This window comes from Arthrobacter sp. NQ7 (genome assembly GCF_029581595.2).
Lineage (GTDB): Bacteria > Actinomycetota > Actinomycetes > Actinomycetales > Micrococcaceae > Arthrobacter > Arthrobacter phenanthrenivorans_B.
Genome location: NZ_JARFXU020000001.1, coordinates 42,400 through 68,658 on the forward strand (window position 1 = coordinate 42,400; position 26,259 = coordinate 68,658).

General features: G+C 67.7%; 23 protein-coding genes. 15 read left to right on the top strand and 8 right to left on the bottom strand.

Annotation, left to right across the window (positions count from 1 at the left end):
* Nucleotides 1–28 precede the first annotated feature (28 nt).
* Entirely contained in the window at nucleotides 29–1,339 is a 1,311-nt protein-coding gene (locus tag PUN71_RS00190; protein WP_052260138.1) for an ABC transporter substrate-binding protein, read from the bottom strand.
* 205 nt (nucleotides 1,340–1,544) lie between these two features.
* On the bottom strand, nucleotides 1,545–3,566 hold the full coding sequence (acs, locus tag PUN71_RS00195; protein ID WP_277796893.1) for an acetate--CoA ligase: 2,022 nt from the start codon (nucleotides 3,564–3,566) through the stop codon (nucleotides 1,545–1,547).
* A 407-nt stretch (nucleotides 3,567–3,973) separates the two neighbouring features.
* On the opposite strand from acs, the gene PUN71_RS00200 reads away from it, so the two are divergent.
* The 3 genes from PUN71_RS00200 to PUN71_RS00210 are packed head-to-tail and all read left to right on the top strand — an operon-like array spanning nucleotide 3,974 to nucleotide 6,877.
* Complete coding sequence (locus PUN71_RS00200) at nucleotides 3,974–5,365, top strand: hypothetical protein (protein WP_277796894.1); 1,392 nt, start codon at nucleotides 3,974–3,976, stop codon at nucleotides 5,363–5,365.
* A 43-nt stretch (nucleotides 5,366–5,408) separates the two neighbouring features.
* Entirely contained in the window at nucleotides 5,409–6,203 is a 795-nt protein-coding gene (nth, locus tag PUN71_RS00205; RefSeq protein WP_277797277.1) for an endonuclease III, read from the top strand.
* Nucleotides 6,200–6,877, top strand: a complete 678-nt coding sequence (locus PUN71_RS00210) for an NUDIX hydrolase (protein WP_277796895.1) — start codon at nucleotides 6,200–6,202, stop codon at nucleotides 6,875–6,877. The genes nth and PUN71_RS00210 overlap by 4 nt, the downstream gene beginning before the upstream one ends.
* Before the next feature lie 2 nt (nucleotides 6,878–6,879).
* Here PUN71_RS00210 and PUN71_RS00215 read toward each other — a convergent pair whose 3' ends face one another.
* Both PUN71_RS00215 and PUN71_RS00220 read right to left on the bottom strand, forming a co-directional pair.
* The gene (locus PUN71_RS00215; RefSeq protein ID WP_043452451.1) at nucleotides 6,880–7,071 is read right to left on the bottom strand and encodes a YegP family protein; all 192 of its coding nucleotides are present in this window, start codon (nucleotides 7,069–7,071) and stop codon (nucleotides 6,880–6,882) included.
* A gap of 170 nt (nucleotides 7,072–7,241) precedes the next feature.
* The gene (locus PUN71_RS00220; RefSeq protein ID WP_277796896.1) at nucleotides 7,242–8,969 is read right to left on the bottom strand and encodes a bifunctional 3'-5' exonuclease/DNA polymerase; all 1,728 of its coding nucleotides are present in this window, start codon (nucleotides 8,967–8,969) and stop codon (nucleotides 7,242–7,244) included.
* Nucleotides 8,970–9,501: 532 nt separating this feature from the next.
* Between PUN71_RS00220 and ssd the strand changes: the two genes are divergently transcribed.
* The 7 genes from ssd (at nucleotide 9,502) to PUN71_RS00255 (ending at nucleotide 14,817) form a co-directional block, all read left to right on the top strand.
* Nucleotides 9,502–10,542 carry a septum site-determining protein Ssd gene (ssd, locus tag PUN71_RS00225; protein ID WP_277797278.1) on the top strand — a complete coding sequence of 347 codons (1,041 nt, stop codon included), beginning with the start codon at nucleotides 9,502–9,504 and terminating at the stop codon, nucleotides 10,540–10,542.
* 134 nt (nucleotides 10,543–10,676) lie between these two features.
* Nucleotides 10,677–11,843 carry a TadA family conjugal transfer-associated ATPase gene (locus tag PUN71_RS00230; RefSeq protein ID WP_277797279.1) on the top strand — a complete coding sequence of 389 codons (1,167 nt, stop codon included), beginning with the start codon at nucleotides 10,677–10,679 and terminating at the stop codon, nucleotides 11,841–11,843.
* Entirely contained in the window at nucleotides 11,840–12,640 is an 801-nt protein-coding gene (locus PUN71_RS00235) for a type II secretion system F family protein (RefSeq protein ID WP_277796897.1), read from the top strand. The genes PUN71_RS00230 and PUN71_RS00235 overlap by 4 nt, the downstream gene beginning before the upstream one ends.
* Complete coding sequence (locus tag PUN71_RS00240) at nucleotides 12,637–13,242, top strand: type II secretion system F family protein (protein ID WP_277796898.1); 606 nt, start codon at nucleotides 12,637–12,639, stop codon at nucleotides 13,240–13,242. The genes PUN71_RS00235 and PUN71_RS00240 overlap by 4 nt, the downstream gene beginning before the upstream one ends.
* A gap of 206 nt (nucleotides 13,243–13,448) precedes the next feature.
* Entirely contained in the window at nucleotides 13,449–13,868 is a 420-nt protein-coding gene (locus PUN71_RS00245) for a DUF4244 domain-containing protein (protein ID WP_277796899.1), read from the top strand.
* A gap of 179 nt (nucleotides 13,869–14,047) precedes the next feature.
* Nucleotides 14,048–14,416 (top strand): TadE family type IV pilus minor pilin, encoded by a 369-nt coding sequence (locus PUN71_RS00250; protein WP_436976254.1) that lies wholly within the window; start codon nucleotides 14,048–14,050, stop codon nucleotides 14,414–14,416.
* Nucleotides 14,416–14,817, top strand: a complete 402-nt coding sequence (locus PUN71_RS00255) for an Rv3654c family TadE-like protein (protein ID WP_277796900.1) — start codon at nucleotides 14,416–14,418, stop codon at nucleotides 14,815–14,817. The genes PUN71_RS00250 and PUN71_RS00255 overlap by 1 nt, the downstream gene beginning before the upstream one ends.
* A gap of 153 nt (nucleotides 14,818–14,970) precedes the next feature.
* Here the strand turns inward: PUN71_RS00255 and PUN71_RS00260 are convergent, their stop codons facing one another.
* Together PUN71_RS00260 and PUN71_RS00265 are read right to left on the bottom strand one after the other, a co-directional pair.
* Nucleotides 14,971–17,346, bottom strand: a complete 2,376-nt coding sequence (locus tag PUN71_RS00260) for a DEAD/DEAH box helicase (protein ID WP_277796901.1) — start codon at nucleotides 17,344–17,346, stop codon at nucleotides 14,971–14,973.
* Nucleotides 17,347–17,430: 84 nt separating this feature from the next.
* Entirely contained in the window at nucleotides 17,431–18,123 is a 693-nt protein-coding gene (locus PUN71_RS00265) for a GNAT family N-acetyltransferase (RefSeq protein ID WP_277796902.1), read from the bottom strand.
* Between the two features lie 130 nt (nucleotides 18,124–18,253).
* Between PUN71_RS00265 and trhO the strand changes: the two genes are divergently transcribed.
* The gene (gene trhO, locus PUN71_RS00270) at nucleotides 18,254–19,150 is read left to right on the top strand and encodes an oxygen-dependent tRNA uridine(34) hydroxylase TrhO (protein WP_277796903.1); all 897 of its coding nucleotides are present in this window, start codon (nucleotides 18,254–18,256) and stop codon (nucleotides 19,148–19,150) included.
* Between the two features lie 2 nt (nucleotides 19,151–19,152).
* On the opposite strand, the gene PUN71_RS00275 is transcribed toward trhO, so the two are convergent.
* Entirely contained in the window at nucleotides 19,153–19,713 is a 561-nt protein-coding gene (locus tag PUN71_RS00275; protein ID WP_043452442.1) for a DUF6023 family protein, read from the bottom strand.
* Between the two features lie 50 nt (nucleotides 19,714–19,763).
* On the bottom strand, nucleotides 19,764–20,240 hold the full coding sequence (locus tag PUN71_RS00280; protein ID WP_277796904.1) for a DUF6023 family protein: 477 nt from the start codon (nucleotides 20,238–20,240) through the stop codon (nucleotides 19,764–19,766).
* 43 nt (nucleotides 20,241–20,283) lie between these two features.
* On the opposite strand from PUN71_RS00280, the gene PUN71_RS00285 reads away from it, so the two are divergent.
* From PUN71_RS00285 to PUN71_RS00300, 4 genes are all read left to right on the top strand, one after another.
* Entirely contained in the window at nucleotides 20,284–21,921 is a 1,638-nt protein-coding gene (locus PUN71_RS00285) for a DUF7059 domain-containing protein (RefSeq protein WP_277796905.1), read from the top strand.
* A 112-nt stretch (nucleotides 21,922–22,033) separates the two neighbouring features.
* Nucleotides 22,034–24,760, top strand: a complete 2,727-nt coding sequence (gene topA, locus PUN71_RS00290) for a type I DNA topoisomerase (RefSeq protein ID WP_277796906.1) — start codon at nucleotides 22,034–22,036, stop codon at nucleotides 24,758–24,760.
* Between the two features lie 38 nt (nucleotides 24,761–24,798).
* A complete protein-coding gene (locus tag PUN71_RS00295) occupies nucleotides 24,799–25,218 on the top strand; it encodes an SseB family protein (protein ID WP_277796907.1) in 420 nt (139 codons plus the stop codon).
* Between the two features lie 7 nt (nucleotides 25,219–25,225).
* Nucleotides 25,226–26,218, top strand: coding sequence for a Ppx/GppA phosphatase family protein (locus PUN71_RS00300; RefSeq protein ID WP_043452436.1), 993 nt, complete (start codon nucleotides 25,226–25,228; stop codon nucleotides 26,216–26,218).
* Nucleotides 26,219–26,259 lie beyond the last annotated feature (41 nt).

Below are 26,259 nucleotides of genomic sequence, written 5' to 3' on the forward strand. Positions count from 1 at the left end.
TTTGACGGGACTACTGCGCTGTGTTCAGTTACTGCGCTGCGTAAAGGGTCTTGGCCTGCGCCTCAAGGTTCTTGACATCAACGCTGCCGTCCTTGATGAAGCTCTGCAGGGCAGGGATCATCACGTTGTTGGCCATGGCCGGCAATGCGTCGCGGTCAAAGAACTGGCTGATGTACTTGGCGTTCTTGATGGTGTCCGCGCACTTCTTGTTGAGCGGCGTGAACTTCGAGGTGTCCGCACCCTTGGCGGTCGCGATGTTCGAGTTGTCCACCTTGGCGTAGGCGTCCTGCGCCTCGGGCGTGCCGAGGAACGCCAGGAAGTCCCGGGCCGCCTTGTTCTCGCCGCCCTTTTTCGAGAGCAGCAGGCCGTCGATGGGTGCCTCGACCGCGTCCCGGCCTTCCATCGCGATTTCCGGGAAGGCGAAGAAATCGATGTCGTCCAGTACCGCGGGATCGGTGAACTGCTGCGTGACGAAGGAACCCAGGAGGTACATGCCGGTCTTCTTCGCTTCCAGGGCCTTGGCGGCGTCCTGCCAGGTCTGGCCGAGCGCTGCGGGATCCTGGAACGGAAGGAGCGCCTTCCACGTATCGAAAACGTTGCTGACCTTTTGCTGGTCCCAGGATTCCTTGTGTGCACAGAGGTCCACGTGGAACTGGTAGCCGTTCAGCCGCATGTTGATGTAGTCGAAGGTACCCATCGCCGGCCAGCCGTCCTTGTCGGCGAAGCCAATGGGGATGATGCCGTCGGCCTTCATCTTCGTGGCCAGGGACTTCAGTGCGTCGAAGGTTTCCGGGACCTGGTAGCCCTTTTCCGCCCACAGGCTCTTCCGGTAGAAGAACCCCCACGGGTAGTTGTAGTTGGGAACGAAATACATCTTGCCGTCCGGCCCGGTGGAGGCCTTCTTCAGCGCGTCGGAGAAGTTGCCGCCGATGGTCTGCCAGACGTCATCAATGGGGGCAAGCAGCCCCTTGCCGGCGTAGTACTGCATGCGGTAGCCGGCAAACCAGGTGAAGGCGTCGTCCGGTGAACCCTGCAGGTACGAATTGATCTTGTTCTGGAAATCGTTGTGGGGCACAACGTTGGTGGTGACTTTCTTGCCGGTCTTTGCCGTGAAAGCGTCTGCGACGGCCTGGTACGCACGCTTGGGAACGTCGTCCGAAGCGCCCGAGCCGAATGTCAGGCCGGATGATTCCGTGCCTGTTGCCGACGGGGCGCTGCCGCCCGTACAGGCTGCCAGGAACGGGATGCCGGCGAGGCCGGCTGCCCCCACGCCAACTGTTTTGAGGATGGTCCGCCTGCTTGGAAATGCGTTGGCCGACGCATCGGGCCTTGTCGCCATGTTCTCTCCCTTGAAAAATAGCCGCGTGTGAGGCACCTCACATAGCTCGACTATAACCGTGCAAAACCGAACATGGAAGAACGTTAAATAACAATTTTGGCAACGGGGATGATTGAATCGTCACAAAGAAAAAACGGCCCTGCTTCCCCGGATTGGCGGGGAAACAGGGCCGTCCGGCCCTTGTGGAGCTGATGCTAAGCCAGTGTTACTTTCTGAGCGACTGGGCAATCTGCTGCATGATCGTCGGGTCGGAGAGGGTGGTGGCGTCGCCCGGGTCACGTCCTTCTGCGACGTCCTTGAGGAGGCGGCGCATGATCTTGCCGGACCGGGTCTTGGGCAGCTCCGGCACCACCAAGATGTTCTTGGGCTTGGCGATGGGGCCGATTTCCTTGCCCACGTGGTTGCGCAGTTCCTGCACCGTGGCGTCACCGTTGTTCGCGGCGTCGCCGCGGAGGATGACGAACGCGACCACTGCCTGGCCGGTGGTCTCGTCCGTGGCACCCACGACGGCGGCCTCCGCCACGGCGGGGTGGCTGACCAGGGCGGACTCGATTTCGGTGGTGGAGAGCCGGTGACCGGAGACGTTCATGACGTCATCCACCCGGCCCAGCAGCCAGATATCGCCGTCCTCGTCCTTCTTGGCCCCGTCCCCGGCGAAGTACATGTTCTCGAAGCGCGACCAGTAGGTGTCCTTGAACCGCTCGGGATCGCCCCAGATGCCGCGCAGCATGGACGGCCAGGGCTCGCGGATGACCAGGAAGCCGCCGTGTCCGTTGGGGACCGATTCGCCCATTTCGTCCACCACGTCCACAGCGATGCCGGGCAGCGGGACCTGGGCGGAGCCGGGCTTCGTTGCGGTGACCCCGGGCAGCGGGGCGATCATCTGGGCGCCGGTTTCGGTCTGCCACCAGGTGTCCACGATGGGGGTCTTGTCGCCGCCGATAACCTTCCGGTACCACATCCACGCTTCGGGGTTGATGGGTTCACCCACCGAGCCGAGCACCCGCAGCGAGGAGAGGTCGTACTTCGCAGGGATGTCCGCCCCCCACTTCATGAAGGTGCGGATGGCGGTGGGGGCGGTGTAGAGGATGGAGACCTTGTACTTCTCCACGATCTCCCACCAGCGGCCCTGGTGCGGAGAATCCGGGGTGCCTTCGTACATGACCTGTGTGGCGCCGTTGATGAGCGGGGCGTAGGTGACGTAGGAGTGGCCGGTAACCCAGCCGACGTCGGCCGTGCACCAGTACACGTCCGTTTCCGGATGCAGGTCGAAGACCGCCCGGTGCGTGTAGGCAGTCTGGGTGAGGTAGCCGCCGGTGGTGTGCAGGATCCCCTTGGGCTTCCCGGTGGTGCCGGAGGTGTACAGGATGTAGAGCGGGTGCTCGGAATCGTGGCCCACCGCGGTGTGCTCGGCGGATGCCTTCTCCACGGTGTCGGCCCACCAGTGGTCGCGCCCCTCCTGCCAGTCAACGTCCTGGCCATTGCGCTTGACCACCACCACGTTCTGCACCGTGTGGCCGTCTCCATCTCCCTTGTGCGCCAGCGCTTCGTCGACGGCCGGCTTCAGGGGGCTTGGCTTGCCGCGGCGGTAGGTGCCGTCGGCGGTGACCACCAGCTTGGCCTCCGCATCATCGATGCGGGAACGCAGGGCTTCGGCGGAGAAGCCGCCGAACACCACGGAGTGGACGGCCCCGATCCGCGCACAGGCCAGCATGGTGATGACGGCTTCAGGGATCATGGGCAGGTACACCGCCACCCGGTCACCCTTGGCCACCCCCAGGGACTCGAAGGCATTGGCTGCCTTCTTCACTTCTTCGGTCAGCTGCGCGTACGTGTAGGTGCGCGTGTCACCCGGCTCGCCCTCGAAGTAGATGGCCACGCGGTCGCCGTTACCGGCCTCCACGTGCCGGTCCAGCGCGTTGTAGGCCGCGTTGACCTCCCCGCCAACGAACCACTTGGCGAACGGCGGATCAGACCAGTCCAGCGCCTGCCTAAAGTCCTTGGACCACGTCAACAGCTCGCGCGCCTTCTTCGCCCAGAACGCCGGACGGTCCGCGGCAGCGTCTTCATACTCCCCAGCGGTTACGACGGCGTTCGCTGCGAATTCCGGAGTGGGCGGGAACGCCCGGGTCTCATTGAGCAGGTTCTCAAAGGCGTCGCCCTGGTGGCCTTGCCGGCCGGATCCGGCCGGAACGGTGGCAGTGGAGCTGGGAGTGTCCTGGGACATGTGAACCTCATCATTCATCGATCTTTGCCGCGCGGCATGCCGTCCCCTCGGGCCTGCCGTACTCACGGCGCCGGCTCCAGCCGGGAGCGGACATACCGCAAAGAGCTGTTCCGCAATCAAGCCTAATGCTTGCCGGCCGTCCGCTGTGCGGCGCGTCACATGCACACCCGTAAGCGGCATTTTTTAAGCGGTGAATGGCGTTCCCGCTGCCCGCACGGCGGCCGGGAAGGCCCGAGCCAGCTAGTGATCAGCCTGGCTGTTGACTAGGCTGAGATGGAATTGTGACTTCACTTCGGACCCCTCCGGACCGGCACGGACAGTGCCATGCCGGGCCCGGACCGCATGTCAAGACGGCACAGTTTTCGGGTCCGCACCGGGCCCGGTGCCGCCACGCTAAGGAGAGCAGAATGAACCAGCAGAGCTTCGGCCAGCGAACGGGCCCGGACACCGGGACCGGCCACGCAGGCTTCGGATCCGCCCCCGGCGGATCAGGGACCGCGCCCGCCGGCAACGCCGCCAAGGGACAGGCTGCAGGCCAGAAGGCTGCTTCCGGGAAGATCGACCCCAACGCCAACCAGGCGGTCCTCGGCCCGTTCACGGTGCGGGACTTGGCCGTCTTTGGCGGAACACTCATCCTGTTTGTCGCGTCCCTGCTGCCCCTCTTCGGCACCCGGTACAACCTGTGGAACCTGAACAACCTGTTCTTCCTGGGGCTGGGCATCATCCTGCCGGTCATCGCCAGCGCCCTCTTCGCCGCGCGCCGCCTTGCCCCTGCGACCCGGCTCCGGGTGGGTTCGCTTTCGATCGACCAGTTCGCTTCCGTGGTGGCTTCCTTCGCCGTCGCCTTCTTCTTCCTCTCGGTCGCCGGAGGGTACGTCACCAGCCTGCTGGTGGGCCTGATCGGCTCGCTCATTCTGTTCGCCGCCACCGTGCTGGGCCGTTTCCTCCCGTACCTGTCCGGCGATTTCAGGGACCGGCCGGAGGCGCCCGCACATATTGTGGCCAGGGACGCTGCCGTCCCGGCGCGGAAGCCACGCGCCCCCAAAGCAGCCAAGCCCGAATCCGGTCCCAGCCCGTCCAAGACCGGCGGCAAGGCAGGTGGCCTGTTTGGCGGCGCGGGTGCCGGGTCTTCGGCCGTCCAGCCAGGCTCTGCTGCCCAGCCGGGGTCCTCCGCCGTCCAGCCGGGTGCCGGAAGCACCGGCCCCAGCCCTGAACCCGTCCGTTCCGCCCAGTTTCCCGCCACCGCAGCCGTCCCCGTGGCCACGGCCGGGGCTGCCGCCGCAGCGCCCAGCGCCCCCGCCGCCGAAGCAGGCCCGGCCGCGGGCGCCCCTGGCTCCACGCCGGTGTCAACCGCCCCCGAAGTTTCCGACCGTACCCCTGATGTGGATGCCGGCCCGCCCACCCAGGCGGCCGACGTCGTCCGTCCCGCCTCGTCGGCTGAAGCGGAGGAGACCCGGCACGGCGAGGTTCCCGCTGCCCAGGCCCCGCAGGCCGCGTGGGAACCGCCGGCCGCCACCGCCGTGCATCAGCAGGTCCAGGCGGAGCAGCCCATTGGAGCGACCGTGGACCCGGCCAGCCGGCACGACGATAGCGATGGGCAGCCGATCCATGAAGCCTTCTGGTTCGCGGTGGCACAGCACCGCACCGCGTTCGACCCCCGTACCGGGGCCCCGGCATTCGTGATTGAACCTGGCGGGTGGGTGCTGGCCCTGGAGGACCGTGGCCACGAATTCCTGGTCCAGCACACCGACGGACGGCTGGGCGTCCTGCGCGACCTCAGCAACATCGAGCGCGGCTGACGCCGTGGCCGGGCCCCGCACCAAGACCGGCCAGGCCGCAGGAATGCCCGTGGTCTCGTCCGAATCCGTCCTGGCACTGAAGCGGCGGGCGCGGCGCATCCACAAAGCCCTGGCCGAAAAGTATCCCTACGCGCACGCGGAACTGGATTTCCGCAACCCGTTCGAACTGCTCGTGGCCACGGTCCTGTCCGCCCAGACCACCGACGTCACCGTCAACCAGGTCACAAAAGTGCTGTTCGCGCGCTGGCCCGACGCGAAATCCCTCGCCGAGGCGGACGCCACGGAGCTTGAGGCCATCCTCAAGCCCACGGGATTCTTCCGGGCAAAGGCGCGGAATGTCCTGACGCTGTGCGGACGGCTGGTGGATGACTTTGACGGCGAAGTCCCGGGGCGGATGGAGGACCTGGTCACGCTGCCCGGCGTGGGCCGCAAAACCGCCAACGTGGTGCTGGCCAATGCCTTTGGCATCCCCGGCATCTCCGTGGACACCCATTTCGCCCGGCTGGCCAAGCGCTTCGGGTGGACCCAGTCCGAGGACCCGGTGCAGATCGAACAGGACGTGGCGGAGCTGTTCGAACGGCGGGACTGGACCATGCTGTCCCACCGCGTGATCTTCCACGGCCGGCGCGTCTGCCATGCCAGGAAGCCGGCCTGCGGCGCGTGCCCGGTGGCCACCTGGTGTCCCAGCTATGGGCTGGGCGAGACGGACCCCGTCAAGGCCGCCAAGCTGCTGAAGTATGAACTCGCGCCCGGCAACGAGGCACTGCTGGAACAATACCTGGCGGAACAGCACCGGGCCGCGGAGATCCGGATGGCGTCCCAGAAGAGAACCCCGTGAGCGCGCGGGACGATTTGGCGGAGCTGGTCCGCCGGGCGGAATCCGGAACGCCAGGGCCGGCCGATCCGCGCTGGGCCACACTGACCGTGGATGCCGCGCGCGCCCGCAGGGCAGCGGTCCTGATGCTTTTCGGCGTCCTGGACGATGTCCCGGCCGAATCGGGCAAGCCGCTGGCGCCCGCGGACCTGGACGTCCTGCTCCTGGAACGCGCCCACACCCTGGGGTCCCATCCGGGCCAGGTGGCGTTTCCCGGCGGGAGTATCGACAGGGGCGAGACACCCGTTGCTGCCGCCCTCCGGGAAGCCGAGGAGGAGACCGGACTGGATTCCGGCGGTGTGGAGGTACTGGGCACGCTGCAGGAACTCGGGCTGGCGCACAGCAACTTCCTGGTGACGCCGGTGCTCGGATGGTGGCAATCGCCGTCGCCGGTCCGGGTGGTTGACTACGCCGAATCCGCCCAGGTCTTCCGTGTCCCCGTCAGGGACCTGCTGGACCCGGACAACCGCGTGATGGCCACCGTCCACCGTGCGGGCCGCACCTTCGACAGCCCTGCCTTTACCGTCAACGGCGTGGTGGTGTGGGGGTTCACCGGGATTGTCCTGAGCGGCCTCTTCGATCAGCTCGGCTGGTCCGTTCCGTGGGACCGGAACCGGCTGCACCCCATGGGAGTTTAGGCCTACGCCTGCTGCTGGCGCAGATCCACCACGATTCCGGTGGCGGCATTTTCACGCATGGCCTTGATGCCGTCGCGGAGCAGGTTCAGGGACTTGAATGTTGGCGAGACCGCAACGATGTTGCCCTCCGCGTCGGTGAGCCGCAACCGGTACGACTCGTCGCCTGCACGGTGTATTTCAAATCTTCCCGCCATGGACGGGGACCTCCCTGGTATGCGTCGTTGCATCAGCGTATGGACCGGTCTGCATCAGTCGCCGCTTCGACTGTAACGTCCGTCACCGTGCCCGCATAGCTACCGCCGGGTAGATTACTTGGCGTTCCGCAATGGGCTCCGGAAGACGCGGCAACAGCCTGTGGGGACTCCTATTTGGCGAGGTCATAGGAGTCCACAACCGCCAGGCTGACCGGGAACTCCACGGGAATTGGCCCGAACAGCAGTTCCTTCGCAGCGCGGGCCGATTCCTCGATTGCTTTGATGCAGGCGTCCACACCTTCCGAAGGCGCATGCACCATGACTTCGTCGTGCAGGAAGAAGACGAGCTCACCGCCGGCTCCTCCGCCGGTGCCGGCCGTCCGCAAGGCGCGCAGCCGCCGTCGTAATTCCGCCAGCCAGCACGCCGCCCAGTCCGCGGCCGAGCCCTGGACCACGAAGTTCCGCGTGAAGCGCCCCCGGGACCGGGCGATGGACTCTGCCCTGCGCTGCTCCTCTGCAGTGGATGAGCGCTGGCTCAGGTACCAGTGCTCCGAGGGCGGCGGGCTGCTGCGGCCAAGCCTGGTGGTCACCGTCCCGCCGGCCTCGCCCGCCCGGGCTGCCCGCTCCACGAAGTCGACGGCGCGCGGATAAGTCCGCGCCAGCTGCGGCATCAGCCGGCCCGCCTCGCCCGACGTCGCACCGTACATGGCGCCCAGCAGGGCCATCTTCGCCTTGGCCCGGTCGCCGCCAAAGCCCTTTGCTGCGATGCCGGCATACAGGTCCTGGTCCCGCGCCGCCTCCGCCATGATGGAATCCTGCGCCAGCGCCACCAGGACCCGGGGTTCCAGCTGCGAGGCATCGGCGACAATGAGCTTGTGGCCCGGGTCAGCGTGCACCGCGCCCCGGACCTGCCGGGGGATCTGCAGGGCCCCGCCGCCCCGGGACGCCCACCGTCCCGAGACAACACCGCCCACCACATACTCCGGGCGGAACCTGCCGCCGGACACCCAGGCATCCAGCCAGGCCCAGCCGTTGGCCGTGTGCAGGCGCGAAAGCTTCTTGTATTCCAGCAGCGGCTCGATGGCGGGGTGGCTGGACTTGCGCAGTTCCCACTTCCGGGTGCTCTTCACCTCGATCCCGTTGCGGTGCAGCGCCCGCATCAGGTCCTGCGGCGAGTCCGGGTTGAGGCCGGGGGAGTTGAGCAGGCCACGGAGTTCCGCGGCAAGCGCCTCCAGCCTGGCTGGGCGCCGGCCGGCGGGCGGCCGGGGCCCGAGGTGATCCACCAGGATCTGTTCGTGCAGGTCCTCCCGCCAAGGGACGCCCGCGTGCTGCATTTCGGCGGCCACCATCGCGGCCGCGGACTCGGCCGCCAGCAGCAATTGGAGGCGGTTCCGGCGGTTTTCCGCTGTGTCCACCTCACGCAGCGCGCCCTGCTGTTCCGCATATTCTGCGCGGAGCTCTTCAAGCGTCCACCTGGATGCCTGCCCGGTACCGGGGTCATCAAACAGCGCCCCCTGGTCCGCCGGCGGACGCGGAGGCAGCAGTGCCTTCGGCGGGAGGAGAGGATCCTCCACCGGGACCCTGTCGGTGTTCCGGGCGTACGCGGTATGGGCACTGAACTGGGAGAACGCCAGGATGTTGCCGCACAGGGCCACGTCGTAGCAGCGCTCCACCTCCACTCCCGAGGCGAGCAGTGCGGGGTACCAGTCCTGGGTCCGGTGCCAGATCCAGCGGGGCGGCTGGCCTCCGGGGCGCCGGGCTTCGAGTTCACGGACGACGGCGGGGAGGTCGCCGGGTGCCACGAGGCGGGGTTCGGGGTTGGCCGGATGTGCCTGGCCCGCCTGCAGGATTTCCTGGAGCGCGACGCCGCGGGGATGGGCGGCGAGCAGCAGGTACATGTTCTTATTGTGCCCTGCCGGTGCGGGCCGCCTGGGCCACACCGGCAGGTGCAGCCCGTCCGGGCTGGTGGAGCCCGCGGGGTGAGCTTGGGCCGGTGAGGTTGGAAGGTGCGCGCTTGGGCCAGTGAGGTCGGCAGGTGCGCTTGGGCCGGTGAGGTTGCGCCCGACCGGGCGGGACCGGCCATGTCCGGGAGTGCGCGGACACCGGTTGTCCACATAGGGGTTTTGCTCCCTTACCCGCGTTGTGGCATCACGGCAGAGTGGCTGCATGAGCAGGCACCAACTCGATCCGTCCCTTCCCCGGCCCGGCGAAACCACAAGGTCATCCAGCCGGCCCTCCGGTCTGGGGCCACCGGCGCATGCGGATCCCTTGCCCCTCGGCGGGGCCCACGATGCTGCACCGGCGGGAGTCCCATGGCTGCCGGAGAGCTCCGGCCCGGATACACCGGCAACGGGTCATTCAGTGCCGGTCGTTAGGGACGTGGACCACTGGGCCCGGGACCATGAGGGGCCGGACCGTTCCGGGGAAGTGCTGCTGGTCACCGCCTCCGTCGTTCTCCGCACCGAGGTGGAGCGCATCGTGGCCGCAGCCGGGGCAGGCCTGCGTGTCGTCTCCGACGCAGTGGATGGCGGGCGTTACTGGGACGCCGCTTCCGCTGTCCTGTTGGGCAGTGATGTCCGCGAGCTGCCGCCACGGCGGCGCACACCGGCGGTCATGGTGGGCCTCGACGGAGAGGGGGACAGCCTCTGGCATCTGGCGGCCGCACTGGGTGCAGAACGGGTCGCCGTGCTTCCCGACGCCGCGGCGTGGCTTGCCGACCACCTCAGCCGGTCGCGGTCTCCCGGACCTGGCGGGCTTGTCCTTGGCATCACCGGCGGCTGTGGCGGCGCGGGCGCCACCACGGCGGCCATCTGGATTGCCCAGGGCGCCGCAGGCCTGGGTGCCCGGGTCCTGCTGGTTGACGGCGACCCCTGGGGCGGAGGCGTGGAACTGGCGCTCGCCGCCGAGGAAACCCCGGGACTGCGCTGGCCGGACCTGGCGGAGGCCCGGGGAAGCATCGACCCACTGCAGCTCGCGGATTCCCTCCCCGTGGCAGGAGGGTTCTCCTTCCTGTCATGGCCTGCCACCCGGGAGCAGGCTGGTCCGGTCCCTGCTGCCGCCACCACGGGGGTGCTGGACGCCGCCCGCCGCGGCTATGAACTGGTGGTGGTCGACGTCGGCCGCGGCGCCGGCCCGCTTCACACGACGGCATGGGACTGCGACCGGATCATGATGGTGGTGCCGGCGCAGTTGAAGGCGGCCGTCGCGGCATTGAGGCTGCTGCAAGAGCTTCCACCGGTGGAGGCCGCCCTGCTGGTGCGCGGACGGCCCGGAGCAGCGCTGGATGCTTCCCTGATCGCCGAGGCCATTGGACTCCCGGTGCAAGGGCGCATTCCCGAGCTGCGCGGCGTCCCGGCAGCCATGGAAACCGGCAGGCTGCTTGACCTTGGCAAGCGGCGTACCATCCGGCAGTTCGGAGCCTCCGTGTTTGATTGGCTTGGCGCGGACATGCACGCCGGGGAAACGGCATGAACAGGACTTCTGCCGGTCCGTCGGTTCCCGCCAGCGAACCGGGCCGGGCCACCCAAACTGAAGCCTTGGGCGCCCGTCGGAGGGCCCGAATCCTTGCGTCGGACCAGGCCGGCAGCCAGCCGCGAAGCAGGGACATGGCCCGCGGCGGCAGGACCGTCGATGCCGGGCTGCTGGAATCAGTCCGCCAATCGATGATGGCGGAGGCCGGAACTGTAACTCCTTCGCGGGTGGCGGCAGCCGTCCAGGCCAGCGGAAGGTTGCTGGGGACCGCCGGGTCGCTGGCCGCCGTGGAAAGGATCAGCGCCGAGCTTAACGGGCTTGGACCGCTGCAGGTCCTGACCCGGAACCCCGCCGTTACAGACATCTTCGTCAATGCACCCGACTCCGTATGGGTGGACCAAGGCCGGGGCATCGAACGCGTCCCGGTCCAGTTCGACAACGAGTCACAGCTGCGGGCACTGGCCTGCCGACTCGTGGCTGCGGGCGGCCGGCGCCTCGATGATGGTTCACCTTGCGTCGATGTCCGGCTTACCGGCGGCTACCGTGTCCACGCCGTGTTGCCGCCGGTTTCCACCTCAGGAACCCTGCTGAGCGTCCGGATCCGCAGGGAAAGGGTCTTCAGCATGGCGGAGTTGGGCTCGGGCGGCATGTTCAGTCCCGGGGTGCAGGGCGTGCTGGAGAAAATTATCGAAAAGAAACTGAGCTTCCTGATCAGCGGCGCCACTGGCTCAGGGAAGACAACCCTGCTGTCCACCCTGCTGGGCCTGTGCGCAGCCGGGGAGCGGCTGGTCCTGATTGAAGACGCAGCAGAATTGAACCCCGTCCATCCGCACGTGGTGGCCCTCGAATCACGGCACGGGAACCTCGAGGGCGGCGGCGCGGTGGACCTGGGGGAACTCGTCCGGCAGGCGCTGCGAATGCGTCCCGACCGGTTGGTGGTGGGTGAATGCCGTGGCGCTGAAGTGCGCGAACTCCTCACCGCCATGAATACCGGACACAGCGGCGGCGGAGGCACCATCCACGCAAACACAGCCGCCGCGGTGCCCGCCAGGCTTAACGCCCTGGGCGCGCTGGCAGGCTTGGGCCCCGACGCCGTGCGGCTCCAGGCGTCCAGCGCCCTCGATGCCGTTATCCATGTCGGCCGGACTGCCCTGGGCAGGAAGGTTCTATGCGTCGGCCTTATGGCAGAAGATGCGGAGGGGCTCACCGTGGTTCCGGCCATTGAAGAATCGGGGGCGCCCGGTCCGGCGTGGCCGGCCTTGGCTGCCCGGCTGGGGATGGACGCCGGAGGAATCCTGTGACGCTCCTCCTCAGTTTGGTTCTCTGCGGCGCGGCCCTCCTCCTGCTCAAACCGCCGCTGAACGCGGCATCCCGGCTGCGGGCGGCCACGACAGGAAGAAGGCGGGGAGCGCCAGGTGCCGTGCGCGGCCGGATATTGCCACCGATACGGCGAGCCGGGAGGACGGCAAGGACGCAGGGAACAAACCTGACCCTGGTGGTGCAGCAGTTGGCGGCATTGCTCAGGGGCGGAAGGACGCCCGGGCGGCTGTGGGACGAGCTCTGGACGGTTTATGGCGCCGACCCCGGTGGCGGGCAACAGCCCCAGGAGGAACATCCGTCAAGGAAGGCGCTGTCACAAGGTTCAACTGCGGTACTGGGCTCCGCCCGTGCAGCTGCGGCAACAGGTGCTCCCGTCTCGGCGGCAATCAGGCGGGCCGTAGCTTCCGCCTTCCCGCAAAGGGACAGGGAAGCCAGGATCTGGTCCCAGCTCGCCGCCTGCTTCGACATCGCTGAAGCCAGCGGATGTCCGCTTGCCGACGTGCTCACCAGGTTCGCGGCGCAGCTGGAAGCGGAAGACGACGCGGATGCGGCGCGGCAAACTGCCCTTGCCGGGCCCAAGGCAACAGTGCGGCTCCTGACCTGGCTTCCTCTGATGGGGCTCGGGCTTGGCGCTGCCCTGGGCGTCGACCCGCTGGCCACCCTGCTGGGGACACCCATCGGAATGGCCGCCTTGCTTGCGGGCGTGGTGCTCACCGCCGCCGGGAGGGTCTGGTCCGCGCGGCTGGTGGCGGCAGCCGCGGGGTCAGGAGCGGCATGACGCCGTTCTGGCCTTCCGGAATAGCACTGTTCCTGCTCCTGGCGGCCGGTGCCTGTCTGGTTTGCCGGGGGCAGGACGCCTCGCGGCGGCGGTTGCGCCACCTGGCCGGTGGAACGCCGCTGGGGAGGCAGGCAGCAACCGCGGGGCCCGCGACGGAAACCGGCAGCGGCCTGAAAGACACCGCCATGATGCTCGAACTGGTGGCGGCGATGCTTGATGCCGGAGCCAGCATCGGCCGCTCCCTGGAACTGCTGGCTGCCTCCGCCTCGCCCCGGTACAGGGATGCCCTGCGGCCCGTGGTGTCGGCGCTGGCCATCGGGGCCGACTGGCATACGGCCTGGCGCAGCTCCGCCGTACGCCTCCCGGAGGTCCTGGAGCTTCGTGAGGCGCTGGGCTTCGCCGCGCTCACGGGCGCGCCTTCGTCCGCGATCCTCTACGCCCAGGCCGCACGGCTTCGCCGGGAACGGTTCCGCGCTGCCGAGAAACGGGCCGCATCGCTCGGGGTGAAACTGGTGGTGCCGCTGGGTCTGTGCTCGCTTCCCGCCTTTATCTGCCTTGGCGTCGTCCCGGTGCTGCTCGCCCTGGTGCCGTCCGGGTCCTAGCATTCAAGGCCGCTCCGCGGCGTTCCTGGGATGTGCTCCATCTTCGTGGGCCGGCAATCCCGCGACCGCTGTGCATCAACTCCTCCACAGCGGGGGAGCGACCGCACTTTTCCACTTAGCGCACCGCCTCCCTTACCCGTCACGTCACGGCGCGGAAGAGTCAAGACAGCCGGGAACCCTCCCGGCGAACAACCGAAAGGAACCACATGTCCAGCAACCGCTACCGCCGCCACTACTCCGCGGGAACATCCGCGCTCGCCCTGTCGCGTCAAAGGCGCGGTGAAGGGGATTCCCGCATGGTAAGCACCGGGATGCCTGCCGTGCCTCCACCTCCCACTGCCACCGCCGCCGCTGGCAGGACCTCTACGATGAGCGCAACGATCACGAGTGCGACGGCCCCACTTCCCGGCAACGTGGTGGAGCTTTACCCGGGATCCAGCGTTGATCCGAAGGCTCGGCGCAGCCCACGGCTTTGGGCCTCCGAGGCCGGCATGGCCACGGCGGAGTACGCCATCGCCACCCTTGCCGCGGTCGGATTCGCCGGGCTGCTCGTGTTCATCCTCCGCAGCGATGAGGTACGCGGCTTCCTGCTCAACCTCATCCGGACCGCCCTGGCCTTGCCGTGATCCTTTCGCCGCCGGCGCAGCGCTGGCGGAGCCTGTGTGACCGGTGCCCGAAGGCCCAGGCTCTGCGTCACCGGGCGTGGAGCCTGGGTAACCGGCGTTGGAGCCTGCCTCGTCGGGATCAACGCTGGACTGGCACCGCGGCTGGCAGCGCCCGCGGCACCGTAACAGCAGAGTTTGCGGTGGCGCTGCCCGCGGTGCTCGCCCTTCTGGCCATGCTGCTGGCCGGTGCCGCAGCGGGCATGACCCAGCTGCGCATCGAGGAGGGAGCCCGCGCAGGTGCCCGGGCGCTCGCCAGGGGTGATGATCCGGCGGCGGTGGAACGGGCGGTCAAGGTGCTCACCGGCGGGTCTGCTGCGGCATCCGTTGCTGCCGACGGGGAATGGTTCACCGTCACCGTCACCGACCACGTGACCGGACCGTTGGGGGCTTCCATCCCCTGGACACTCACGGCACGCGCTTCGACACGCAGCGAAACACCAGGGACGCGAACCGGAGCCGCGGGCGGAACAGGCAGCGGCATCGGACGGGCGGCCGGCAGGAGTACGTGATGACGGGGATAGGCGGACGCGCAGGCCGCGGCGGGGATCATGGCTGCGTAGGCCCGCCCGATGGCAGTGAGCGTGGTTCGGGAACCGTCCTGGCCGGCGGGCTGGCACTCGTGGTCATGCTGGCCATGGTCATCATGCTGTTGCTTGCCCAGTCAGCCGTACTGGCGAGCAGGGCGGCTGCGGCTGCTGACCTTGCCGCCCTTGCCGCAGCAGACGCCCTTCGCGGCATTACGACGGGTGATCCCTGTACAGTGGCCGCCGAGGTGGCGTCCCGCCACGGCGCCACCGTGGCCAGCTGCTCCGAAGGTTCGGGCCAGACCGTCGAGGTGCGGACCGAGCTTGGCGGGAACCCCCTGCTGGGCGCAGCAACCGGGCATGCCCGGGCGGGGCCACCGCCCTAGGAAAGCCCGCCCATGTCCGGGCGTAACAGACGGCCATGCCGCGCCCTGATGCCGTGGCGGGTGCGGCGAGGATACGGTGCACCCCATGTGTTTTGCCTTACCGGGTGTCCTGCTGGGCCACTCCAACCGGTGCGGGGAGACACCAACCGGTCCTCAGCCGCGTGCTTCCACTGCCACTCCGGAGACTTCGGTCGCGTCCTTGAGCAGGACGTCGAGCAGGGTCACCGCGGCGGCCTTGTCCAGCGGGTTGTTCTTGTTGCCGCACTTGGGGGACTGAACGCAGGACGGGCAGCCGGACTCGCACTCGCAGGCCTTGATGGCGTCGCGGGTAGCCGCCAGCCATACCTTGGCCTTGTCGAAACCCCGCTCGGCGAACCCGGCCCCGCCGGGGTGTCCGTCATACACGAAGATGGTGGGCGCCCCGGTGTCGGCGTGCAGGGCAGTGGAGACCCCTCCGATGTCCCAGCGGTCGCTGGACGCAACCAGCGGCAGGAGTCCGATCGCCGCGTGCTCGGCGGCGTGCAGGGCTCCGGGGAACTGGGCCTCAATGAGTCCTGCCCCGGTCAGGGAGCGGTTGTCCACCACGAACCACACCGCCTTGGTGAAAAGCTCGCGGGCCCCCAGTTCCAGCGGCTCTTCGCCCAGGACTTCATTGGAAATCAACGCCTTGCGCTGGAAGGAGACGACCTGCGTAGTAACTTTCACGTCCCCGAAATGCACGGTGATATCGCCCCACTGCATGCTCCGGAGGGTGTCCAGCACCTCGATCTGGGTCACGTCCCGCGCCGTGGTGTAGTAGTCAGGGTTGGCCCGCCTCACCATGACGCAGTGGTCGTCTTCGTTCAGGTCCTCCACCACGTAGGTATCTCCCTGATGCACGTACACCGCACCGGTGTGGGCCTGGTAGTGGGTCTGCGGCGAGTCCATGGTCCCCAGCAGCGAGCCGGTTTCGGCATCGACGATGCTCACCGGGCCTCCGCCGTCCGCCCGGAGATTGACCATGGCCGCGGCGCTCTGTGAATGGGTCCAGAACCAGCCGGCTGGGCGCCGCCGCAGGTAGCCTTGGGCCACCAGCCGGTCCAGGAGCGTTTCGGCGGTGGGGCCGAAGAGGTCAAGCTCTGCCGGACCCAGGGGGAGCTCCGCCGCTGCCGCGCACAGGTGCGGTCCCAGGACATAGGGGTTGGACGGGTCAAAGACCGTGGCTTCAACGGACACGTCGAAGATCGCTTCCGGGTGGTTCACCAGGAACGTGTCCAGCGGATCGTCACTGGCCACGAACGCGGCTATGGCATCCTGTCCGGCCCGGCCGGCCCTGCCGATTTGCTGGAACAGGGAGGCCCGTGTTCCGGGCCACCCGGCCACCAGGACCGCGTCCAGGCCGGAAATGTCGATTCCCAATTCCAGGGCTGACGTGCTGGAGACACCCAGCAGCTGGCCCGACCGCAGCGCTTTCTCCACCGCGCGCCGCTCTTCCGGCAGGTATCCGGAACGGTAGGCCGCCACCCGCTGCGGGAGGCTGGGGTCCACCTCGTCCAGGAGCCGCTTGGTAATGGCGGAGATGGTCTCGGCGCCGCGGCGGGATTTGATGAAGGCAATGGTCCGGATCCGGGCGGAAACCAGGTTGGCGAGCAGGTCGGAAGTTTCGGCCACGGCGGTCCGCCGCTCCTTGGCCCCGTTCTCGCCCCGGACTTCCGTCAGGGCCGGTTCCCACAACGCCACCGTCGTAGCACCATGCGGCGAACAGTCCTGGGACACTGCCTTCACGGGGGCGCCGATAAGGCGGGAAAACGACACGTCGGGGTCGGAGGCGGTGGCGGACGCGGCGATGAACACCGGTTCGGGGAAGGCGGTTCCGGCCCCGTAGTATGCGCAGATCCGGCGGAGCCTGCGCATCAGGTTGGCCACGTGTGATCCGAACACGCCCCGGTAGCTGTGGGCCTCGTCCACGATGACGTAGCGCAGCCGGCGGAAGAAGCCGGCCCACCAGGCATGGTTGGGAAGGATGCCGAAGTGCAGCATGTCAGGATTGGCCAGGATGAAGTTGGCGTGGTCCCGAATCCACCGCCGGGCGGCGGGATCCGTGTCGCCGTCGTACGTTTCGGCCCGAACCGTGGGCAACCGCAGGGAACGTACGGCATTCAACTGGTCGGCCGCCAGCGCCTTGGTGGGGGAGAGATACAGGGTGACGGCGCCGTCGTCGTGGATCTTCCCCGGGTCCGCCAGCACACGCAGTTCGGAACGGTGGATCGCATCCAGCGCCGGCAGCTGGTAGGCCAGCGACTTTCCCGAAGCAGTTCCGGTGGCCACCACTACGTGTTGCCCCGCGTGGGCCGCGTCGGCAGCATCCACCTGGTGCCGGTACGGCTCGCGGATGCCCAGGGACGCGTAAGCCCTAGCGATATCCGGGTGCACCCACGCCGGCCACGGTGCGTGGACCGCATCCCGTGCCGGGATGGTGCGCACATGACGGAGCTGCTCCGGTTCCGGGCCGCGGCCCAGCATGGGAATCAGCGAGTCATGGGGCTTCACCCCACCATTCTTTCATCCGATGCACCGCGTCAGGCCACGGTTCGCCCACGGGGAACCCCGGAGTCCGGCACAGCCGGTGCCGCGTCAGCTCAGGGACAGGTCCGAGCCGTCGTGCGAGGCGGACAGCATCAGGACCCGGGCCACGACCGACCAGCCGAGATGCGAATACAGCTTCTGCCCGTCCACCGACGCCAAGAGAAGGCCGGTCCGGATGCCCCGGCCGGATGCCTGGGCCGCCAGTGCCCGCATGATCAGGCTTCCGAGGCCCCTGCGCTGGAATGCAGGCTGGGTAATGATCTTGTCAAAGACGGCGGTGTCACCCACCACGAAGGCCCGGCCGCTGGCCGCAATCACGCTGCCGGAACGGACCTCGGCGTAATACACGCCGCCCTGTTCATAGGTGGAAAGGCTCAGGTCGTCATCGGAAAGCCACGGGTCCTCCGCGTCCTGGGTCTCCATGTCAACGATCATCATCGCCTGCGAATCGGAGGTGACATTCAGGCCCTGTCGGCCTGCCATCGCCGCGTACCGCGCGGGGTCGTTGGTGAGGATGGTCAGGACCCGGGCCGGGGCCTCCGCCGTCCTGCCGGCCAGTGCAGCGAACTCGTCATCGGTGGGTTCGGAGGCAAAAACTTCCCACTCACCGCTGGTGTCAGTCCGTAGCGCGGAAGGAAAGCGGCCTTCGGTAGAGGTCCGGTAGCCGCGGCAGCCGGCCCAGCCCGCTACCCACACTTCAAGCAGGCCAGTGATGTCTTCAACCACGGTTTCCGGACTCATGGCAAGAGATTATTCCAGCCGGATCGCCAGCAACAGGGGGTGGCGAAGAGCTTATGCAATTGTGATCAGCACCGGCCGCGGGAAGCAGCGGCCGAAACGGTCCGGCACCCCACCCGGTACCCTTAAGTACGTGGCTTTAAACAAGATTGTGCTCTTTTACGGCTTTACCCCCATCGCAGATCCGGACGCGGTGCGGCTCTGGCAGCGTGCCCTGTGCGAGAAGCTTGGCCTGACCGGCCGCATCATCATCTCCAAGGACGGGATCAACGCCACGGTGGGCGGCGGAATCGGCGCCGTTAAGCAGTACGTCAAGACCACCCGCGAATATCCCGGCTTCCGCGGCATCGACGTCAAATGGTCCGACGGCGGTGCGGAGGACTTTCCCCGGCTCAGCGTCAAGGTGCGGGATGAAATCGTTTCCTTCGGCGCCCCCGGCGAACTGAAGGTCGACGCCAACGGCGTAGTGGGCGGCGGAAAGCACCTCAAGCCCGAGGAACTTCACCAGCTGGTGGACGCCAGGAAGCGGGACGGCGAGGACGTGGTGTTCTTCGACGGCAGGAACGCCTTCGAAGCCCAAATCGGACGGTTCAAGGACGCAGTTGTCCCGGATGTCGCCACCACCCACGACTTCATCAAGGAACTGGACTCCGGCAAATACGACGCCCTGAAAGACAAACCGGTGGTCACCTACTGCACCGGAGGGATCCGCTGCGAGGTCCTTTCCAGCCTGATGGTGAACCGCGGCTTTAAAGAGGTCTACCAGCTGGACGGCGGCATTGTGCGCTATGGCGAAGCGTTCAAGGACCAGGGGCTGTGGGAAGGCTCGCTCTACGTCTTCGACAAGCGCATGCACCTGGAATTCAGCGACGAAGCCAAGACCATTGGCCAGTGCGCCCGCTGCGACGCGCCCACCAGCAAATTCGAGAACTGCTCCAACCCCAGCTGCCGCACCCTCATCCTGTACTGCGACGTGTGCGCGGCCAGCCCCGAAACGCTCCGCTGCCCGGACAGCTGCGCGGCGGCCTGACGTCAGAGCCGGCGCACCCGGAACGCGAAGTTGGCTGCGGTCCTGGCCTCAACCCTGACCATCAGGACGCTGTCCGTGGACAGGTAGATGACGTTGTCGCGGTTGATTCCGCACCTCAGGGCCAGGTCCAGCAGGGTAAGGGTTTCGGTGCGCACCGTGAAGGTGACCCTGCGCTGGCTCCGGCAGGCGATTGCCAGGCTGTAGGTTCCGGTCTCCAGCACTGGCGACATAACGGTCTGCACCTCCCCGTCGCCCAGGATCCCGGCATCGGCCTGGACTACCGGGCCGGTGCCGTCCGGGAGCGCCCGGAACACCCAGTCGGGCAGATCGGCGGCGCTGACCGGGTCCTGCTGCAACGGATCCCTGGTGGGGGCCGGCGCCGGGGCGGCAGTGGCGGCCTGCGCACTGCCGGCCCTGCCGTCGTCGTACGTATATTCACAGCCGGCCAGCGCACCTGCCGCAAGCACCAGCCCAAGGACGACGGCGGCCGCCGGCCTCGGTGCCAGGGGCGCCCGTGCTGTCCCTCTGGGAAGGGGCGCGGGGGTTCCCCGCACACTGGGCATAGTCCGACTTTATGCCCGCCGAGGGCGGCGGGCCAGAGCCGAAAAGGCGGTTACTGCGCCGGCGCCAGCTGGTAGGCGTAGAGCAGCGGAGCGTCCACGCTGGAGCTGCTGATGTCGACCCGTCCGGCCGCGGGCAGGCTGACCTTGGTGGTCTCCCGCCGGCCGTTGCAGGCGGCCCCGGCCTCGGTTACCGGCTTGCCGTCCAGCGTCACGGCGAAGAAGGCCTTGCCGGTCCCGTCGCACACCGCTGTGAGCACGTAGTTGCCGGCCGGCACGCTGGCGGCTTCCTGCACAATGCGGTTGCGGTTGAGGATCTTGCCGGAGTCCTGGAGTACGACGCCCGGAGGGGTGCTGGGCAGGGCCGTGGCCCGCCATTTGGGGACGTCGGCGTTTTCCACGGACGTCGCCGGCGAGCATCCCGCCGCGGCGAGGCTGAGGCCAACGGCAACCACTGCCACGGGCGGCAGGCGGCGCGCCGCAGCTGCTGACCGGCGGGCGCGCGGAATCAAGGCAAGGCGGGAAGGCATGGCTCCACCGTACCCCGCAGCAACGCCGGACTAAACTTGAGCGGTGCCTAGATCCCCTTACGAGTTCACCGCCGGCAACACCCCCGATGCGCCCCGCAGCGACCTTCCGGACCTGCTGGCCGCCCTGGCGGCAGACCTGCGCCGCCTGGACTACACCCTCGACGGCGTCGCCGGGCTGCTGGGCCCCACGGCCTCCGCGGCACTGAACCGGGACCAGATCATTCCCGCCTTGCTTGCCGCCGAGCGGGCAGTCCGGGAGGACGACGGCGCCGCGCCGCTTGCCGCCGTCGTCCGCCTGTGGCTCCTGGCCGAGCCGCAGGACCGGGAAACGCTCGACGCCGCGCTGCCGGGCACCGGCGCGAAGGGCCTCGTGGACCTTGGGCTGGTGCAGCCCGTCCCCTGCTCGGATCTGCTCACGGCCAAGGCGGACCTGCGGCCCTATGGCTGGGACAAGAATGACGACGGCAGCGGCGGCGCCGAACTGTGGGTGGCCAGCGACCTCGCCGCCCACCAGCAGGCCGGGGTGCTGCGGCACGACCACGTCCTCGGCATCGGGCAGGCATCCACCACCCTGGTGCAGGCCACCATCCGCCGCCACACCGAGCGCGCCCTTGACCTGGGTACCGGCTGCGGCATCCAGGCGTTCCACCTGCTGCACCACTGCCAGCACGTCACCGCCACCGACATCTCCGAGCGCGCCCTGGCCTTCACGAGGTTCAACATCCTGCTCAACGCCGGGGCGCTTTCCGTGGACCCGGACCGGCTCGAGGACCGGGTGAGCCTGCGCCTGGGATCGCTGCTGGAGCCGGTGGCAGGCGAGGAGTTTGGGCTGGTGGTCTCCAACCCGCCCTTCGTCATCACCCCGCGCAGCGACGGGGAGGAGGCGGCGGACCAGTTCACCTACCGCGACGGCGGCCTGCCCGGCGACCGGATTGTCGCGGACCTGGTGGCGGACCTGCCCGGCATCCTGGCGCCCGGGGGATGGGCGCAGATGCTGGGGAACTGGGAAGTGCCCGCCGGTGCGGACTGGGACGGCAGGCCACGCTCATGGGTGCGGCCCGGAACGGACGCCTGGTTTATCCAGCGCGAGCAGGTCAGCCCGGAACAATACGCCGAAACCTGGCTGCAGGACGCGTCCGAGTCCCGGGACCGGCAGCACTACCGGGAGGCGTACGCCGCCTATCTCGCGGACTTCGGGTCCCGGAACGTCGAGGCAATCGGCTTCGGCATGGTGTGGCTGCGGCGCCCGGCTGAAGGGCGGCAGGCGTCCATCAGCCGTTTTGAGGAAATCACGTACCCCATCGAGCAGCCCATCGGACCCCACCTGGGCGCCGCCGTCGACCGGAGCGACTGGCTGGACACGCATGATCTTGCCGGCACGCATTTGCTCGTGGCCGACGACGTCACCGAGGAACGCCATCAGCGCCCCGGTGCCGAACACCCGGGAGTGATCCTGCTCCGGCAGGGTGCCGGGCTGCGCCGCACCAACCTGATGAGCACCGAGCTGGCCGGCTTCGTGTCGGCGTGCGACGGCGACCTGGCCGCCGGACAGATTGCCGCGGCTTTGGAGGCGCTCCTGGGCGGAGACGCAGGGACATTCCAGCGCTCGCTGCTGGCCGATGTTGCCAACCTGGTGCAGGACGGGTTCCTTGTTCCGGCCGCGTTTACCGCCGAACAGTAAGCCCCCTTAGGCCCCCTGCTTTTCCACATGAATGCGCACGATTCCCCAAAATATGGTGAACTAGGCGAACATGGGCTCATCTGCCCCAGCAACCTTTTTCTGTAGGAGCACCGTGCCAAGCAAGGCCAAAACCGGCAAGAAACTCGTGATTGTGGAGTCTCCGGCCAAGAGCAAGACCATCGCCAAGTACCTCGGCGAGGGCTTCATCGTTGAGGCCTCCATCGGTCACATCCGCGACCTGCCGCAGCCCTCCGAACTGCCCGCTGAGCTGAAGAAGACCTCCGTCGGCAAGTTCGCCGTCGACATTGAGCACGACTTCAAGCCGTACTACGTGGTGTCCCCGGACAAGAAGAAAAAGGTCACCGAGCTCAAGGCCGCGCTCAAAGATGCCGACGAACTCTATCTCGCAACCGATGGGGACCGCGAGGGCGAAGCCATCGCGTGGCACCTGCTGGAAGTTCTCAAGCCCAAGGTTCCCGTTTACCGGATGACGTTCGGCGAAATCACCAAGGAAGCCATCCAGCGTGCCATGGGCAACCTGCGCGACGTGGATCAGGACCTGGTGGACGCCCAGGAAACCCGGCGCGTCCTGGACCGCCTTTACGGCTACGAAATCTCGCCTGTCCTGTGGCGCAAGGTGGCCCGCGGCCTTTCCGCCGGGCGCGTGCAGTCCGTGGTGACCCGCATGGTGGTGGACCGCGAACGCGAACGCATGGCCTTCAAGGCCGCCTCCTACTGGGACCTGACCGGCCAGTTCGGCGCGGATTCGGGCTCCTTCAAGGCCAAGCTCGCCGCCGTCGACGGCGCCAAGGTGGCGTCCGGCCGTGACTTCAATGACAACGGCGAACTCACGTCCCGCAATGTTGCCCACCTCAACGAGGAACTGGCGACGTCCCTGGCTGCCGGGCTGCAGGACGCGGAGTTCCGCGTCCGCTCGGTGGACACCAAGCCGTACACCCGCCGCCCCGCGGCCCCGTTCACCACCTCCACGCTCCAGCAGGAAGCAGGGCGCAAGCTCCGCTTCTCCTCCAAGAGCACCATGCAGATCGCGCAGCGGCTGTATGAGAACGGCTACATCACCTATATGCGTACGGACTCGTCCGCGTTGAGCGACGAGGCCATCACCGCCGCCCGCCGGCAGGCCTCTGAACTGTATGGCCCGGAATATATTCCGCAGTCACCGCGCGTGTACTCGAACAAGGCCGCCAACGCCCAGGAAGCCCACGAGGCCATCCGCCCTGCCGGCGACTCCTTCCGCACGCCCGCCCAAGTGGCCAAGCAGCTCTCCGGCGACGAGTTCCGCCTCTACGAACTCATCTGGAAGCGCACCGTCGCCTCCCAGATGGGCGATGCCAAGGGTTCGACGGCGACCATCCGGCTCGGTGCCGTGTCCACCGACGGGCGGGACGCAGAGTTCTCCGCCTCCGGCACGGTGATCACGTTCCCCGGCTTCCTCGCAGCGTACGAGGAAGGCAAGGACGAGACCCGCGGCGACGACGATTCCGACGAAGCACGACGCCTGCCCAACGTGGCCAAGGGCGATGCCCTGTCTGCCTCGGACATCCAGGCCCTGGGACACGAGACCTCGCCGCCGCCGCGGTACACAGAAGCGTCGCTTACCGCGGAACTGGAGAAGAAGGGCATCGGACGCCCGTCCACCTACGCCTCCACCATCTCCACCATCCAGGACCGCGGCTACGTCCGCAAGCAGGGCTCGGCACTGGTTCCCAGCTGGATCGCGTTCTCCGTGATCCGCCTCCTGGAGCAGCACTTCTCGGACTACGTGGACTACGAGTTCACCGCGGACATGGAAGGCGACCTCGACAAGATCGCCAACGGCCAGGAAGCCGGCGCGTCCTGGCTCCGGCACTTCTACTTCGGCGAGGGCTCCGATCCGGGCCTGCTGAGCATCGTCAACAACCTCGGTGAGATCGACGCACGGGAAATCAACTCGATTCCCATCACGGACGAGATCACCCTCCGGGTGGGCAAGTTCGGCCCGTACCTGGAAAGCTCCGCCGCCCTTGTGGACCCGAAGACCGGGGAGATCGTGGAATCGGCCCGCGCCAACGTCCCCGAGGACCTGGCCCCGGACGAGTTGACCGCAGCCAAGGCCGTTGAACTGATGGAGACGGCTGCGCCGGAGGAACGGGTGCTCGGCACCGATCCCCACACGGGGCACACCGTGGTGGCGAAGAACGGCCGCTACGGCGCGTACGTCACCGAAATCATCCCTGAGATGACCGAGGAAGAACTGGCCAAGCAGCCGGTGGAGTACTACAAGAACGGCAAGCCCAAGCCGCCCAAGAAGCCGGTCAAGGCCAAGCCCCGGACGGGCTCGCTCTTCAAGTCGATGACCGTTGAGTCAGTCACCCTGGACGAGGCACTTCAGCTTATGAGCCTGCCCCGGGCGCTGGGGGAGGACGCCGAAGGCAACCTCATCACCGTGCAGAACGGCCGGTTCGGCCCGTACCTGAAGAAGGGGACGGATTCCCGCTCCATCGGCTCCGAAGAGGAAATCTTCACCATCACCCTGGAACAGGCCCTGGAGATCTACTCCCAGCCCAAGCAGCGCGGTGCGCGTGCCGCGGTACCGCCGCTGGCCGAGTTCGGCCCGGACCCGGTGTCGGAAAAGAACATCGTGGTGAAGGAGGGACGCTTCGGCCCTTACATCACGGACGGCATCACCAACATCACGGTTCCCCGGGCCACCTCCCTTGAAGAGCTGACCCGGGAGCAGGCCGTGGAACTGCTGGCGGAAAAGCGGGCCAAGGGTCCGGTCAAGCGGACCGCCACGCGCAAGGCACCCGCCAAGAAGAAGGCAACCGCCAAGAAGTAGCGTTTGCATGCGGTTCCGGATCGTGATCGGCTAGTCACATGACTGAACAGCAGGGAATCGACGACACCAACCCGCTCAACGACCTCGAGGAGAAGCTCGCCACCGGCGGGCAGCCTGACGCGAACCCGGTGGACGTCATCCTGTCGTTCCTGAACAGCGAGGTCTACATCATCAGCTCTGACACGGTGGAGGGTATGGACTCCCAGGTGGAACCGCTGGTGCTGGCCAACGCCGACGGCGACCCCGTCCTTGCCGTCTTCTCGCACCCGAGCAGGGTGGACCAGCAGTACCTGGAAGCCGCACCCAACGTGCTGGGCACGCAGGGCGCCGCGATCATCGCCAACCTTGGTGACGAACTGGGCATGGTGATCAACCCGGGTGCCGCCTATGGCTTCGAGATCAATCCGGAAGGTGTGGCCAACATCCGGCGCGACTTCAAGCGCGCTGACGAGCAATAATGTCCCCATGCGTCTAGGCGTCCTCGACATAGGGTCCAACACCGTCCATCTGCTGCTGGTGGATGCCCACCCCGGTGCGCAGCCGGTCCCGTTCGCGTCCCACAAGCGGCCGCTGTCCCTGGTGCAGTACCTTGAACCGGACGGCAGCATCAACGACGAAGGCCAGCATGAACTGACCGAGTTCGTGCTGGAGGCCTGGGAATTCGCGGCCAGGCACAAAGCCGAGGACCTGCTGGCCTTCTGTACGTCGGCCATCCGTGAAGCCACCAACGGTCCGGAGGTGCTGGCCCGGGTCAAGCACGAGACCACCGTGACGCTCCAGGAACTCACCGGCAGCGAGGAAGCGTCCATGACCTTCTTCGCTGTCCGGCGCTGGCACGGCTGGGGCGCAGGCCCCATCCTCAACCTGGACATCGGCGGAGGCTCCTTCGAAATGGCGTTCGGCCAGGACGAACTGCCCGAAGTGGCAACATCCGTGCCGCTCGGCGCCAGCCGGCTGACCCGGGACTGGCTGGCCGAGGACCCGCCGTCGGCCAAGAGCGTGAAGGAGCTCCGGCGCTACATCCGGGCCACCCTCAAGCCTGCCGTCCGCGAATTCGACGGCCTGGGCCGCGCGAACGTGGTGGCCGGCACCTCGAAGACGTTCCGTTCCCTGGCCCGGATCGCCGGCGCCGCCCCCAGCGCCGAGGGCCCCTACGTCAAACGCGAACTGCATGCCTCGGACCTGGGGATCTGGACCCAACGGATCTCGGCAATGAGCTCGGAAGACCGGCTGCACCTTCCGGGCGTCTCCGAGGCCCGCGCCCACCAGCTCCTGGCCGGCGCCCTGGTGGCAGAGGCCGCGCTGGAAATGTTCAAGTTCAAGAAACTCCGCATCTGCCCCTGGGCGCTCCGTGAAGGGCTCATCCTCCGGCGCCTGGACCAGCTGGTGTTCTCAGGACCGCTGGAACCCGCACCCCACGTGGCCGCCGCTTCGCGTGTGGTGGAAGCGCCCGTCTAGTCCCACCCCGCCGTTAAATGCGGAAGCACCGGGGCGGGCAA